Raw genomic sequence first — 14,241 nt, forward strand, 5'->3', positions numbered from 1 at the left:
CCCCTAGACTGAGCTTCCAGCACAGGTGGCTACACGCTCGAAAGGCGCCCCCGTGTCCATCGGCAACTCCCCTGAAGACGAGCGTCCGTTCCAAGACGAGTCCCAGGAAGCCCGACCCTCCGTGGGCCGCGTCCTGAAGCAGGCGCGGATCGCGGCCGGGCTGACCGTGGACGACGTCAGCACCGCCACTCGTGTCCGTATCGCCATCGTGCACGCCATCGAGGCGGACGACTTCGCCCCCTGCGGCGGCGACGTGTACGCCCGTGGGCACATCCGCACGCTGGCCAGGGCCGTCCACCTCGACCCCGAGCCGCTGATCGCGCAGTACGACGCCGAGCACGGCGGCCGTCCCGCGCCCACCCCCGCCGCGCCGCTGTTCGAGGCGGAGCGGATCCGGCCCGAGCGGCGCGGCCCGAACTGGACGGCGGCGATGGTCGCCGCCATCGTCGTCGTGATCGGGTTCGTCGGGTTCACCGCGTTCAAGGGCGGCTCCTCCTCCGGCGACTCCAAGTCCCAGGTCGCCGAGGGCGCCCCGGCCGGCGCCGGCGAGAGCGCCACGGCCCCGCCGAAGAAGGACAAGCCGGCCGAGCCATCCGGCGAGCCCTCCGACAGCGCCATCGCCGCCGCGCCCCAGGACAAGGTGACCGTCCAGGTCAGCGCGCCCAACGGACGCAGCTGGATCTCCGCCAAGGACCACAACGGCCGGATGCTCTTCGACGGGTTGCTGAAGCAGGGCCAGTCCAAGACCTTCCAGGACAGCTCCAAGATCAACCTCATCCTCGGCGACGCGGGCGCGATCGAGCTGTACGTCAACGGCAAGAAGATCGAGGACACCTTCCGGCCCGGTGCGGTGGAGCGTCTCACCTACACCAAGGGCGACCCCGTGGCGGGCTGACCGGCTGTGTTTCGCCGGGTGTGACGGAGTCGGCCGGGCCCGGCCAACCCCGTCGACGAGGGCTGTCGGCGAGACAAAGTAGTCTTGAGCACATGCCTGAACGCCGTACCGTCGCACTCGTCACTCTCGGCTGCGCTCGTAACGAGGTGGATTCCGAGGAGCTCGCAGGCCGTTTGGAGGCGGACGGCTGGCAGCTCGTGGACGACGCCGCGGACGCCGACGTCGCCGTGGTCAACACCTGTGGCTTCGTGGAGGCCGCCAAGAAGGACTCCGTCGACGCCCTGCTGGAGGCCAACGATCTCAAGGGCCACGGGAGAACCCAGGCCGTCGTGGCGGTGGGCTGCATGGCCGAGCGGTACGGCAAGGAACTGGCCGAGGCGCTGCCCGAAGCCGACGGTGTGCTCGGCTTCGACGACTACACGGACATCTCCGACCGCCTGCAGACCATCCTGTCCGGCGGCATCCACGCCTCCCACACCCCGCGCGACCGGCGCAAGCTGCTGCCGATCAGCCCGGCCGAACGACAGGAATCGGCCGCGTCCGTGGCGCTGCCCGGGCACGCCCCGGCCGACCTGCCCGAGGGCGTCGCCCCCGCCTCCGGGCCCCGCGCGCCGCTGCGCCGCCGCCTGGACGGCTCCCCGGTCGCCTCGGTCAAGGTCGCCTCGGGCTGCGACCGGCGCTGCTCCTTCTGCGCCATCCCGTCCTTCCGCGGTTCCTTCATCTCCCGCCGCCCCAGCGACGTCCTGAACGAGACCCGCTGGCTGGCCGAGCAGGGCGTGAAGGAGATCATGCTGGTCTCCGAGAACAACACCTCCTACGGCAAGGACCTGGGCGACATCCGTCTGCTGGAGTCCCTGCTGCCGGAGCTGGCCGCCGTGGACGGCATCGAGCGGGTCCGGGTGAGCTACCTCCAGCCGGCCGAGATGCGCCCCGGGCTGATCGACGTGTTGACCTCGACGCCCAAGGTCGCCCCGTACTTCGACCTGTCCTTCCAGCACTCCGCGCCGAACGTGCTGCGCGCCATGCGCCGCTTCGGCGACACCGACCGGTTCCTGGAGCTGCTGGACACCATCCGCGGCAAGGCGCCCGAGGCCGGCGTGCGGTCCAACTTCATCGTCGGCTTCCCCGGCGAGACCGAGTCGGACCTGGCCGAACTGGAGCGCTTCCTGAACGGCGCCCGGCTGGACGCCATCGGCGTCTTCGGCTACTCCGACGAGGAGGGCACGGAAGCGGCGACCTACGACACCAAGCTGGACGAGGATGTCGTCGCCGAGCGCCTGGCCCACATCTCCCGACTGGCCGAGGAACTCGTCTCCCAGCGCGCCGAGGAGCGCGTCGGCGAGACCGTGCGGGTCCTGGTGGAGTCGGTGGACGAGGAGGAGGGCGTCCACGGCCGTGCCGCGCACCAGGCGCCGGAGACCGACGGCCAGGTGCTGCTCACGAGCGGCGAGGGCCTGAGCGTCGGACGTATGGTCGAGGCGAAGGTGGTCGGTACGGAAGGTGTCGACCTGGTGGCCGAGCCGCTGGCCGGCTCGCTCGCGTGTAGTGAGGAGGCGGGCAGATGACCGGAGTCCCGGCATCCGCCGCGGGCGGCTCCTCCGGCGCGCACCGCGCCCGGGGTTCCGCCGCCGCTGCCGACGGCGCCCGGACCGAGGTCCCCGGTTCTGCTTCCGATCCCGCCGACGAGGGCGGCAAGGCCGCCCGTGGCGGCAAGATCACGGCTGCGGCCGTCAACCAGGCCAGTGTCTGGAACGTCGCCAACCTGCTGACCATGCTGCGGCTGCTGCTGGTGCCCGGCTTCGTGGCGCTGATGCTGGCGGACGGCGGCTACGACCCGGCCTGGCGCTCGCTGGCCTGGGCCGCCTTCGCCATCGCCATGATCACCGATCTGTTCGACGGGCATCTGGCGCGGACGTACAACCTGGTCACCGACTTCGGGAAGATCGCCGACCCCATCGCCGACAAGGCGATCATGGGGGCGGCGCTCGTCTGTCTGTCGGCGCTGGGCGATCTGCCCTGGTGGGTGACGGCCGTGATCCTCGGCCGGGAACTCGGCATCACCCTGCTGCGTTTTCTGGTCATTCGCTACGGCGTGATCCCCGCCAGCCGCGGCGGCAAGCTGAAGACCCTCACCCAGGGCGTGGCCGTCGGCATGTACGTCCTGGCGCTGACGGGCTGGCTGGCCACTCTGAGGTTCTGGGTGATGGCCGCGGCGGTCGTCCTCACGGTCGCAACGGGCCTCGACTACGTAAGACAAGCCATTGTGCTGCGCCGGCGGGGAATCGCCGAGCGCGCGGCGGCGTTGGAGGAGAAGGACGCGTGAGCTCCCAGGCCACCGAACTGGTGCGACTACTGACCGTGAGGGGCGAGACCCTTGCCGTCGCCGAGTCGCTGACCGGTGGCCTGGTGGCGGCGGAGATCACTGGGGTACCCGGGGCGTCCCGGGTGTTCCGGGGCTCGGTCACCGCCTACGCCACCGAGCTGAAGCACGGCCTGCTGGGTGTCGACGGTTCCCTGCTGGCCCAGCACGGTGCGGTGGATCCGCAGGTCGCGGGCCAGATGGCGGCCGGAGTCCGCACGCTTCTCGGCGCCGACTGGGGGATCGCCACCACCGGAGTGGCAGGCCCCGACCCGCAGGACGGCAAGCCCGTCGGGACGGTCTTCGTGGCCGTGGACGGGCCCCTTGCCGACCGGTCCGGTTCTGCCGGTGGCGGAAAAGTCCGGGCCCTGCGGTTGAACGGCGGCCGTGCGGAAATTCGTATGGAGAGTGTACGGAGCGTACTCGCAGTGCTTCTGGAGCAGCTTGCGGGCGAACAGACTGGGAATGAGCGGGCACAGGATACGGAACGGAACGGGGGGTTTTGATGTTTGCAGCCCTGAGTGAACACGACATCGCTCCCCGCACGGCCGCGGCGCGAGGCGGTACGGTGGGGCGAGAAGGATGCGGCTACGCGGTCCGAGGAGGGAGCCACCGATGATTCTGCTCCGTCGCCTGCTGGGTGACGTGCTGCGTCGGCAGCGCCAACGCCAGGGCCGTACTCTGCGCGAAGTCTCCTCGTCCGCCCGAGTCTCACTCGGCTATCTCTCCGAGGTGGAGCGGGGGCAGAAGGAGGCTTCCTCCGAACTGCTCGCCGCTATCTGCGACGCGCTGGACGTACGGATGTCGGAACTCATGCGGGAAGTGAGCGACGAGCTGGCGCTCGCCGAACTCGCCCAGTCCGCCCGCGCCACCGAGCCTGTGCCCACGCCGGTCCGACCGATGCTGGGCTCCGTGTCGGTGACCGGTGTGCCACCGGAACGGGTGACCATCAAGGCGCCCGCGGACGTGGTCGCCGCGTGAGCTACGCGCGCGCGGCCTGACGACCCCGAACGAACGAAGCCCCGGCCGGGCCTCTCCGGATTCCTCCGGACAGCCCGGCCGGGGCTTCTTGCCTGCCAGTGCGGCTTTTCTTCCCATATTTTCTGTAGTTCCCGTTTGCCGGGGTTGTGTGGTGCGGTCATCGTGGGAGGGACGTGACGGCGCCGAAGCACCGGAGGAAGCGATGTACGTCGTGAAGAGCCCGTTGGCCGACGCGGACCTGAAGATCGTGGCCGAGGCGCTCCAGGGCGCCCTCATGGACCTGGTGGACCTCGCGCTGACCGGCAAGCAGATCCACTGGAACATCGTCGGCCCCCGGTTCCGCTCCATCCACCTCCAGCTGGACGAGGTCGTCGCCTCCGCCCGCGCCCACTCCGACACGGTAGCCGAGCGGGCGTCGGCCCTGGGCGTACCGCCCGACGGCCGTGCCACCACGGTGGCCTCCGGCAGCGGCATCAAGACGGCACCGGCGGGGTGGATCAAGGACACGGACGCGGTCTCCGCGATGGTGGACGCGCTGGGCTCGGTGATCACCCGGATGCGTGAACGGGTGACCGCGACCGAGGCGCCCGACCCGGTCTCCCAGGACCTCCTCATCGCGATCACCGCGGACCTGGAGAAACACCACTGGATGTTCCAGGCGGAGAACGCCTAGCGGGGGAGGCCGGGGCGCTCCACGGTTTCCCCGCGCCCGAGTGGTCCGGTGGTGCATCGGTGAGCCCGTGGTGCGCCTCCCGCGCGGGGCGGGCGGCGGTCTAGCGTCCGGCTGGAGGTGATGGCGGGCATGGCAGGACGCATAGTGCGCTGGGGGGTCGCGCTCGGGCTCGGGGCCCTGTGGTGGTGGGCCGTGCTGCGGCTGGCCGCGGGGGAGGGCTCGGGCGTGCTGGAGGGGGCCGTCGCGGCCGGCGGCTGGGGGCTGAGCCTGCTGCCCGTGCACTGTGTCCCCAAGGCGCGTGCGACCGGGGCCGTGCCGGCGGGGCGCTGGGTGGCCGCCTGGCGGGCCGGGGACGTCGCCAGAGCATCGCCACACCCCCGTTCGGGCGAAGCGCCCGACCCGTCGTGAACCCCGGCGCGCTCGCTGCCGGGTACTACAGCACCGCGGACGCCACGCGCCGTCCGGCTCGCCGACCTGGCCCGGTGGTGTCATGCGGGTCGCCACAGCCTCGGGGTTGTGCCTGGGTCGTGCGGTCTTGCGTGCGGGGGCGGTCCTGGGGGTGCTGTGGCGGGTTGTCGTGGCGGGCTGTCGTGGGGTGCGGATGCGGTGCCGTCCGGACCGTCGGCGTCCCGGTCGGTGCGGGGCGCCCTCGTTGCGCGCCTCGGTGAGCAGGACGGCACAGGTCCGGCGATGGCGCCGGCGGCTCTGGTGGGGGAGACGGTGCGTCCGTTGACGTCGTAGGCGCTCAGGGGCATGCCGGGGACGGCGCGAGGGGCTCTGGCCGGGCGTCGATCGGGCCGGGCGGATCGCTCAGGGGGTACGCGGGCGGCGGGGGTACTTCTCCCGCCAGCGCTGGGGCGAGCCCGGAGCCGGAGCGGGGCCTAGCTGACAGGTGGGGCACCAGTAGGTGGGGCGTTCCTGGGAACCGTCGCCCTGGTCGGCCACCCGGACGGAGGTGTGGCAGCGCAGGCATGGCCGGGGCGCTCGGCCGTAGACGAACAGGTCGTGCCGGTGCACGCCGGTGGTCTGCCGGACCGGGCGGTCGCGGTTCGCCTCCAGCAGCCGCTTGGCCAGGCCGGGCAGCTTCTCGGCGCGGTCGGCGGGCAGTGCGCCGACGGGCAGCCACGGGGTCACGCCGAGCAGGAAGCACAGCTCGCTCTTGTAGATGTTGCCGATGCCGGCCAGATTGCGCTGATCCAGCAGGGCCTCGCCGAGCGGACGGGTAGGGTCGGCCAGGAGGTTGGCCAGGGCACGCTCGGGATCCCAGTCCGGGCCGAGCAGGTCGGGGCCCAGATGGCCGACGACCCGCTCCTCGTCGGCCGTGCGCAGCAGCTCCAGGACCTGAAGGCGATAGCCGACGGCCGCGTGGTCGGCGGTGGACAGGACGGCGCGGATCTGGTGGGCGGGCCCGCCCCGCCAGCGCTCGCCCGCGCCGTACACCTTCCACGCGCCCTCCATCCGCAGATGGGTGTGCAGGGTCAGATCGCCTTCGAAGCGGGTCAGCAGGTGCTTGCCGCGCGGGATCGTGCTCAGCACCCTGCGGCCGGCCAGGTCCACCGTCGCGTACTTCGGCACGCGGAAGTCGCTGCGGGTCAGCGCCTTGCCCGCGAGAGCCTCGTGCAGCCGCCGCGCGGCCTGCCAGACCGTGTCACCTTCGGGCATGCCTCAAGCGTGCCATGTGGGGGTCGGGGGGTGGCGGTGTGCCGGAGTAGGGCCGGCCGGGGTGCTTGCCCGTGTGTGACGGCGCCGCGAGGCGCCGGCACGCTGTCGGGCCTGGGGCGCGGGGTGCCCGGGACGTGCCGGGTGGTGCTTCGGTCGCCTCACGGTCTCAGGCGTAGGCCGCGCGGTGTCGCCACGAAACCGGCCGTCTCCAGCAGGGCGCCTATGGGGGACGTCAGGGCCTGGGCACCGTTGATCCGCTCCACCGTGACCGTGCCGAGCGAGCCGGCGCGGGCCGCCGTGGCCAGCGCCTCGGCGGCCGCGCGCAGCCGGGGGTCGTCCGTCGCGGCGGTGTCCGGGGCGGTGGGCCAGACCAGCAGCGTCTTGCCGCCGCGCTCCATGTAGAGCGTCAGTTCGCCGTCCACCAGCACCACCAGCGAACCCGCCTTCCGGCCCGGCTTGTGGCCGGCCCCGGTCGGCGGCTCCGGCCAGGGCAGCGCGGAGCCGTAGGCGTTCGCGGGGTCGGCCGCGGCGAGGACCACGGCACGGGAACCGGGCGCGGTGGAGCCCGTACGGCCATAGCCGTAGCCGCCGTGGGCGCGGTGCGGGGCGGTACCGGGGGAGGCACCCGGGCCGTAGGCGGTGCTGCCGCCGCGGGGGCCGCCGTAGCCGGGGGAGGCGAACGGGTCCGTGGAGCCGCGGGACGAGAACGGGTCGCCGTCGGCGCCGGTGTGGTCGTCCGGCGGCCAGGTGAAGTCGCCGTCCAGACCGGGGTGGGTGAAGCCGCCGTCGGTTCCGTCGAAGGGGCCGGGGGCGGGGGCGTGGTCGGGCGGGATGCCGTCGCTGCCGTCGCTGCGGTGGGCCGCGTGGGCTCCCCGAGGGCCGTCGAACGGGTCCGGGAAGCCCTGCTCGGCGAAGCCGTTCCCGACGCCTGGGGAGCCGAAGCCGTTCGCCGTGCCGGGGCGGCCGAGGCCGTTCGCGGTTCCGGGGGTGCCGAAGCCGTTCGCCGTGCTCGGGGTGCCGAAGCCGTTCCGGTCGGCCGGGGCGGGCAGGCCCTCGGTGCGCTCGCGGGCGTTCGCCACCGCGCGCAGGCGGTCCACCGCGCCGTCCATCGCGAACTGGGCCGCGCCCAGCCCCTCCACCACATAACCGCGCCGGGCCTGGCCGCTCTCCTCGAACACCGACAACACCCGGTACACCGCCGAGAAGCCGCCCTCGACCCCCTCCGCGGCGACCGCGCCCCGGGTGACCACGCCGTGCCGGTCCAGGAGCGTACGGGCCAGCGCGTGCGCGCGCACGGTGGCATCCGGCTCGGCCGCCGGCAGCAGCGACCAGCGGCCCGCGACGGTCGGCGGCCCGGTACGGGAGGCGGCGCGCGCGGCCGCCGTCAGGGAGCCGTAGCGCCCGCGCGGGACGGCGCGCTTGGCGCGGTGCGCGGTCGAGCCCGCCGTACGGCCGGAGCCCAGCAGGGCGCGCATCGGCGCGAGGGTGTCGTTGGTGAGCCGGCCGGACCAGGCGAGGTCCCACAGGGCGTCGGCCAGCTGGGGATCGGTGACCTCCGGGTGGGTGGTGGCGCGGACCTGGTCGGCGATCTGCCGGAAGAACAGGCCGTACCCACCGCAGAGGGCGTCCAGGACGGACTGGTGGAGCGCGGTCAGCTCCAGCGGGTGCGGTGCCGGGAGCAGCAGCGGGGCCGCGTCCGCCAGATACAGGGAGACCCAGCCGTCCTTGCCGGGCAGGGCGCCCGCGCCGGCCCACACCACCTCGCCCGCGGCGGTCAGCTCGTCGAGCATCGAGGGCGTGTAGCCCGCCACGCGGGAGGGCAGGACCAGTTTCTCCAGCGCGGAGGCGGGCACGGAGGCGCCCTGCATCTGCTCGATGGCCCGCACCAGGCCGTCGACGCCGCGCAGCTCGTGGCCCCTGCCGATGTGCTGCCACTGCGGCAGGAACTGGGCGAGCGCGGCGGGTGGCACCGGCTCCAGCTCGTGCCGCAGGGCCGCCAGGGAGCGGCGGCGCAACCGGCGCAGCACGGCCGCGTCGCACCACTCCTGGCCGATGCCGGCCGGGTGGAACTCTCCCTGGACGACCCGGCCGGCCGCGGCCAGCCGCTGCAGCGCGCCGTCCGTGACCGCGACGCCGAGCCCGAACCGGGCCGCCGCGGTGGCCGAGGTGAACGGGCCGTGCGTACGGGCGTGGCGCGCGAGGAGGTCGCCCAGCGGGTCCTTGACCGGCTCGGTGAACGCCTCGGGGACACCGACCGGCAGCGCCGTGCCGAGCGCGTCGCGCAGCCGGCCCGCGTCCTCCACGGCCGCCCAGTGGTCGGCGCCCGCGATCCGCACCCTGATGGCCCGGCGGGCCCCGGCCAGCTCCCGCGCCCACTCGGGGTCCGCGCCCCGCGCCACCAGCTCCGCGTCGGTCAGCGGGCCGAGCAGCCGGAGCACGTCGGCGACGCCCTCGACGTCCTTGACCCGGCGGTCCTCGGTGAGCCACTGCAGCTCGCGCTCCAGCTCCGTCAGCACGTCGGCATCGAGCAGTTCGCGCAGCTCCGCCTGGCCCAGCAGCTCGGCCAGCAGCCGCGAGTCCAGGGACAGGGCGGCGGCGCGGCGCTCGGCCAGCGGGGAGTCGCCCTCGTACAGGAACTGGGCGACGTACCCGAAGAGCAGGGAACGGGCGAACGGGGACGGCTCGGGGGTGGTGACCTCGACCAGACGCACCTTGCGGGACTCGATGTCGCCCATCAGCTCGACCAGCCCGGGGACGTCGAAGACGTCCTGGAGGCATTCGCGGACCGCCTCCAGGACGATCGGGAACGAGCCGAACTCGCTCGCCACCTGGAGCAGCTGGGCGGCGCGCTGGCGCTGCTGCCACAGCGGGGTGCGCTTGCCGGGGTTGCGGCGCGGCAGCAGCAGCGCGCGGGCGGCGCACTCCCGGAACCGGGAGGCGAACAGTGCCGAGCCGCCGACCTGGTCGGTGACGATCTGGTCGACCTCGCCCTTGTCGAAGGCGACGTCCGCCGCACCGACCGGGGCCTGCTCGCTGTCGTAGGCGGTGCCTGCCTTCGCCGGCTCCTGGTCGAGCAGGTCCAGGCCCAGCAGATCGGCGTCGGGCAGGCGTAGCACGATGCCGTCGTCGGCGTGCATGACCTGCGCGTCCATGCCGTACCGCTCGGACAGGCGGGCGGCGAGGGCGAGTGCCCAGGGGGCGTGGACCTGGGCCCCGAACGGCGAGTGCACGACGACCCGCCAGTCACCCAGCTCGTCGCGGAACCGCTCCACGACGATCGTGCGGTCGTCGGGGACGTGACCACAGGCCTCGCGCTGTTCGCTCAGGTACGACAGCACGTTGTCCGCCGCCCACGCGTCCAGGCCGGCCGCCAGCAGCCGCAGCCGCGCGTCGTCTTGGGGCAGCGAACCGACCTCGCGCAGGAACGCGCCCACCGCGCGGCCCAGCTCCAGCGGGCGGCCCAGCTGGTCGCCCTTCCAGAAGGGCAGCCGGCCCGGCACGCCCGGCGCGGGCGAGACCAGGACGCGGTCGCGCGTGATGTCCTCGATCCGCCAGGAACTCGTGCCCAGCGTGAAGACATCGCCCACGCGGGACTCGTAGACCATCTCCTCGTCCAGCTCGCCGACCCGGCCGCCGCCCTTCTTGGGGTCGGAACCGGCGAGGAAGACCCCGAACAGGCCGCGGTCCGGGATCGTGCCGCCGGAGGTGACGGCCAGGCGCTGGGCGCCCGGGCGGCCGGTGACCGTGCCGGCCACGCGGTCCCACACCACGCGCGGGCGCAGCTCCGCGAACGCGTCGGACGGATAGCGGCCCGCGAGCATGTCCAGCACCGCCGTGAACGCCGACTCGGGCAGCGAGGCGAACGGCGCCGCGCGCCGGACCAGGGCCAGCAGGTCGTCGAACTGCCAGATGTCCAGCGCCGTCATGGCCACCAGCTGCTGCGCGAGCACGTCCAGCGGGTTCGCGGGCACCTTCAGCGACTCGATGGCGCCCGAGCGCATGCGCTCGGTGACCACGGCCGCCTGGACGAGGTCGCCCCGGTACTTCGGGAAGACGACACCGGTTGATACGGCACCCACCTGGTGTCCCGCGCGGCCCACCCTCTGGAGGCCGGAGGCGACCGACGGCGGGGACTCGACCTGCACGACGAGGTCGACGGCACCCATGTCGATGCCCAGTTCCAGGCTGGAGGTGGCCACCACCGCGGGCAGCCGGCCGGCCTTCAGGTCCTCCTCGACCAGGGAGCGCTGCTCCTTGGAGACCGAGCCGTGGTGCGCGCGGGCGATCACCGGCGGCGCGCCCTGGGCCGCGCCCGAGCCGCCCATCAACTGGGCGGGGGCGTGGTGCTCGCCCAGGGGCTCGCCGGTCGCCCGTTCGTACGCGATCTCGTTGAGCCGGTTGCACAGCCGCTCCGCCAGGCGGCGGGAGTTGGCGAAGACGATCGTGGACCGGTGGGCCTGGACCAGGTCGGCGATCCGCTCCTCCACATGCGGCCAGATCGACGGCCGCTCCCCGCCCTCGGCGGCGTCGGTGGCCGGCGAACCTCCCAGCTCACCCATGTCCTCGACCGGGACGACCACGGAGAGGTCGAACTCCTTGCCGGACTCCGGCTGGACGATCTCCACCTTGCGGCGCGGGGACAGATAGCGGGCCACCTCGTCCACCGGGCGTACGGTCGCCGACAGGCCGATCCGGCGGGCGGGCCTCGGCAGCAACTCGTCCAGCCGCTCCAGGGAGAGCGCGAGATGCGCGCCGCGCTTGGTGCCCGCCACCGCGTGCACCTCGTCCAGGATCACCGTCTCCACGCCCGTGAGCGCGTCGCGCGTGGCCGAGGTCAGCATCAGGAACAGCGACTCGGGGGTGGTGATCAGGATGTCCGGTGGGTGGGTGGACAGGGCGCGGCGTTCGGCGGCCGGGGTGTCGCCGGAGCGGATGCCGACCCTGACCTCGGGCTCGGGCAGGCCCAGCCGCACCGACTCCTGGCGGATGCCGGTCAGCGGACTGCGCAGATTGCGCTCCACGTCGACGGCCAGGGCTTTCAGCGGGGACACGTACAGCACCCGGCAGCGTTTCCTGGGGTCGGCCGGGGGCGGCGTCGACGCCAGCTGGTCCAGGGCGGCGAGGAAGGCGGCCAGCGTCTTGCCCGAGCCGGTCGGGGCGACCACCAGCACGTCCGAGCCCTCACGGATGGCCTGCCACGCGCCCGCCTGGGCGGCGGTGGGCGCGGAGAAGGCCCCCGTGAACCAGCCGCGGGTCGCGGGGGAGAAGCCGTCCAGGGCTCGGTGTGCGGAGCTGACCATGCGTCCATCGTGCACCCGCCCACTGACAATCGCCCTGACCTGGGCGAACGGGGGGCGGGGAGTGGGCCGTGGGCCGTGCGTACGGCCGGGCGGACCGCGCTGGGTGAGGGAGGGAGGCGTGCGGGACAGGGGGGCGGGGGTTGTTCAGGGGCCTGGGGGCGAGCGGGCCTGGCGGGATCCGGGGTCGTACCGGCGGGGGCGGGGAGGGCAGGGCGACGGACGGCCGTGGTCCGGCGCGGATGGGACAGACAGGACCGACCTGTGGGTCGGGTGGGATCGGTGGGGAGGAGACCTGGTGGGGCAGGTGGGACAGGTGGGGTGGCGGGTCGGGCGGGACAATGGGCGTATGGCGGGTTCAGGCGAGCGGGCACGGCACTGGCGGTATCCGGAGCTGCCCGGGGTCGACCTGCTGCGGGCCCGCTACATCCGCAAGAACTTCATCCGGCACACCCACGAGAACTTCGTGATCGCGGCCATAGCCGACGGCGTCGAGGTCTTCCACCACCGCGGCTCGGATGTCTCCGCGGGCGCGGGCGCCCTCGCGCTGGTCAACCCGGACACCCCGCACACCGGCCGGGCGGGGGTGCCGGAAGGCTGGCGGTACGGCGCGCTGTACCCCTCGCCCGACGTGGTCGCCGAGATCGCCGCCGAGACCACCACCCTGCGGGGAACGCCCGGCTTCGTCAGCCCGGTCCTCGACGATCCCTACGCCGCCCGTCTGGTCCACCAGGTGCTGCGCGCCACCGACGAGGGCAACGCGCTGGCCGCCGACACGCTCCTGCGGGTCGCCGTGACCAGGCTGCTGCGGCTGAACGGTGGTCCGCTGCCCGAGCGGCGGACCCGGACGGCCGGCGTGCTGATCGCCGCACGCGCGCGTGCGGTGCTGGAAGAGAGGATGGCCCGGCCGCCGACCCTGGAACGGCTGGCCCGGGACCTGGGGACCAGCCCGTTCGCCCTGCTGCGGGCGTTCCGCGACGCCTATGGCATGCCGCCGCACACCTGGCTGACCGACGCCCGGGTGCGCCGCGCCCGGCTGCTGCTGGACGCGGGGACGGCCCCCGCCGAGGCGGCCGTCGCCGTCGGCTTCACCGACCAGCCCCACCTCAACCGGCACTTCACCCGGATCGTCGGCGTGCCCCCGGGCGCGTACCAGCGGGAGCACGTGAACCCGGACGGGCGGGAGCGCGTACCAGGCGGGCGCAAGAACGTACAAGACGCCGGCCGGCCGTCGTCCGTACCGTCCCGGGCGTGACACAGCACATAGCACTCACGGACCGGGCAGCCGACGGCACCCGGAAGCCGGACGCGGCCGTCGTACGGGACGCCCTGGGGGTCGGCGTCGCGGTGGGCCTGTCCGGATTCGCCTTCGGGGTGACCTCGGCCGGCAGTGGACTCGGGCTGCTCCAGACCTGCGCGCTCAGCCTCCTGGTGTTCACCGGCGCCTCGCAGTTCGCCCTCGTCGGGGCGCTGGCCGCCGGCGGCAACCCGTTCACGGCCGTGGCCGGCGCCTTCTTCCTGGGCCTGCGCAACGCCTTCTACGGGCTGCGGCTGTCGCAGTTGCTCGCCCTCCCGCGCGCGGTACGGCCGTTCGCCGCCCAGTGGGTGATCGACGAGACCACCGCGGTGACCCTGGCGCAGCCGACCCGGCGGGCCGCGCGGATCGGCTTCACGGTGACCGGGCTCAGCCTGTACGCACTGTGGAACCTCACCACGTTGCTCGGCGCGCTGGGGGCCGAGGCGATCGGCGACACGCGCGCGTGGGGCCTGGACGCGGCGGGACCCGCGGTGTTCCTGGCACTGCTCGCACCGATGCTGAAGACGGCCACCGAGCGCGCCGTGGCGGGCCTCGCGGTCCTGCTGGGTCTCGGGTTGCTGCCGGTGCTGCCGGCCGGTGTGCCGGTGCTGGTGGCGGCGCTGGCGGCGCCGCTCGCCCTCGTCACCGAGTCCTGGCGCGGCGGCCGTACCGGCGGGCACGCACCGCACGATCCGCCGGGACCGGACGGCCGGTGCGCGCCGGAGGGCCTGGGCGGGACGAACGGCGCGGAGGAGGGCCGGTGACCACCTGGATCGCGATCATCGGGACCGCCGTCGGCTGTTACGCCGTGAAGCTCGCCGGACTGCTCGTCCCGGCGCAGGCCGTCGAGCGGCCTTCGGTGCGGCGGCTGGCCGCCCTGCTGCCGGTCGCCCTGCTCGCCGCGCTCACGGCCCAGCAGACGTTCGCCGACGGGCACACGCTCATGCTGGACGCCCGGGCCGCGGGGCTCGGCGCCGCGGCCGTGGCACTGCTGCTGCGCGCGCCGTTCCTGCTGGTCGTGGCGGCGGCGGTGGTGGTGACGGCGGGCCTGCGGGCCATCGGCGGGTGAGCCGGCCG

Annotated in this window: 12 protein-coding genes; 10 read left to right on the forward strand and 2 right to left on the reverse strand. The window is 73.8% G+C overall.

The genetic code is table 11. The annotated features are described in order from the left end of the window. Window positions 1-52: 52 nt before the first annotated feature. The 7 genes from ABD350_RS09780 to ABD350_RS09810 all read left to right on the forward strand — a co-directional run bounded on the left by ABD350_RS09780 (window position 53) and on the right by ABD350_RS09810 (window position 5,316). A complete protein-coding gene (locus ABD350_RS09780) occupies window positions 53-895 on the forward strand; it encodes a helix-turn-helix domain-containing protein (protein WP_344347462.1) in 843 nt (280 codons plus the stop codon). Window positions 896-987: 92 nt separating this feature from the next. After that, entirely contained in the window at window positions 988-2,460 is a 1,473-nt protein-coding gene (gene rimO / locus ABD350_RS09785; RefSeq protein WP_344347463.1) for a 30S ribosomal protein S12 methylthiotransferase RimO, read from the forward strand. After that, the gene (pgsA, locus tag ABD350_RS09790) at window positions 2,457-3,218 is read left to right on the forward strand and encodes a CDP-diacylglycerol--glycerol-3-phosphate 3-phosphatidyltransferase (RefSeq protein ID WP_344347465.1); all 762 of its coding nucleotides are present in this window, start codon (window positions 2,457-2,459) and stop codon (window positions 3,216-3,218) included. Before rimO ends, pgsA begins: the two co-directional genes overlap by 4 nt. Next, window positions 3,215-3,760: a CinA family protein gene (locus tag ABD350_RS09795; protein WP_344347466.1), complete on the forward strand. Its 546-nt coding sequence runs from the start codon at window positions 3,215-3,217 to the stop codon at window positions 3,758-3,760. Before pgsA ends, ABD350_RS09795 begins: the two co-directional genes overlap by 4 nt. 109 nt (window positions 3,761-3,869) lie before the next feature. After that, the gene (locus ABD350_RS09800) at window positions 3,870-4,235 is read left to right on the forward strand and encodes a helix-turn-helix domain-containing protein (RefSeq protein WP_030608842.1); all 366 of its coding nucleotides are present in this window, start codon (window positions 3,870-3,872) and stop codon (window positions 4,233-4,235) included. A 202-nt stretch (window positions 4,236-4,437) separates the two neighbouring features. Next, entirely contained in the window at window positions 4,438-4,908 is a 471-nt protein-coding gene (locus ABD350_RS09805) for a Dps family protein (RefSeq protein ID WP_344347467.1), read from the forward strand. Between the two features lie 129 nt (window positions 4,909-5,037). Further along, window positions 5,038-5,316 (forward strand): hypothetical protein, encoded by a 279-nt coding sequence (locus ABD350_RS09810; protein ID WP_344347468.1) that lies wholly within the window; start codon window positions 5,038-5,040, stop codon window positions 5,314-5,316. A 402-nt stretch (window positions 5,317-5,718) separates the two neighbouring features. On the opposite strand, the gene ABD350_RS09815 is transcribed toward ABD350_RS09810, so the two are convergent. Together ABD350_RS09815 and ABD350_RS09820 are read right to left on the reverse strand one after the other, a co-directional pair. After that, window positions 5,719-6,570 carry an Fpg/Nei family DNA glycosylase gene (locus tag ABD350_RS09815; RefSeq protein ID WP_344347469.1) on the reverse strand — a complete coding sequence of 284 codons (852 nt, stop codon included), beginning with the start codon at window positions 6,568-6,570 and terminating at the stop codon, window positions 5,719-5,721. 158 nt (window positions 6,571-6,728) lie between these two features. Continuing rightward, window positions 6,729-11,870, reverse strand: coding sequence for an ATP-dependent helicase (locus tag ABD350_RS09820; RefSeq protein ID WP_344347470.1), 5,142 nt, complete (start codon window positions 11,868-11,870; stop codon window positions 6,729-6,731). Between the two features lie 346 nt (window positions 11,871-12,216). Here ABD350_RS09820 and ABD350_RS09825 point away from each other — a divergent pair, with 346 nt between their 5' ends. The 3 genes from ABD350_RS09825 to ABD350_RS09835 are packed head-to-tail and all read left to right on the forward strand — an operon-like array spanning window position 12,217 to window position 14,233. Next, window positions 12,217-13,122, forward strand: a complete 906-nt coding sequence (locus tag ABD350_RS09825; RefSeq protein WP_344347471.1) for an AraC family transcriptional regulator — start codon at window positions 12,217-12,219, stop codon at window positions 13,120-13,122. After that, window positions 13,119-13,928 carry an AzlC family ABC transporter permease gene (locus ABD350_RS09830; protein ID WP_344347472.1) on the forward strand — a complete coding sequence of 270 codons (810 nt, stop codon included), beginning with the start codon at window positions 13,119-13,121 and terminating at the stop codon, window positions 13,926-13,928. The genes ABD350_RS09825 and ABD350_RS09830 overlap by 4 nt, the downstream gene beginning before the upstream one ends. Beyond that, window positions 13,925-14,233, forward strand: coding sequence for an AzlD domain-containing protein (locus ABD350_RS09835; protein WP_344347473.1), 309 nt, complete (start codon window positions 13,925-13,927; stop codon window positions 14,231-14,233). The genes ABD350_RS09830 and ABD350_RS09835 overlap by 4 nt, the downstream gene beginning before the upstream one ends. Window positions 14,234-14,241: the final 8 nt, after the last annotated feature.

Source organism: Streptomyces nogalater (assembly GCF_039532885.1).
GTDB lineage: Bacteria > Actinomycetota > Actinomycetes > Streptomycetales > Streptomycetaceae > Streptomyces > Streptomyces nogalater.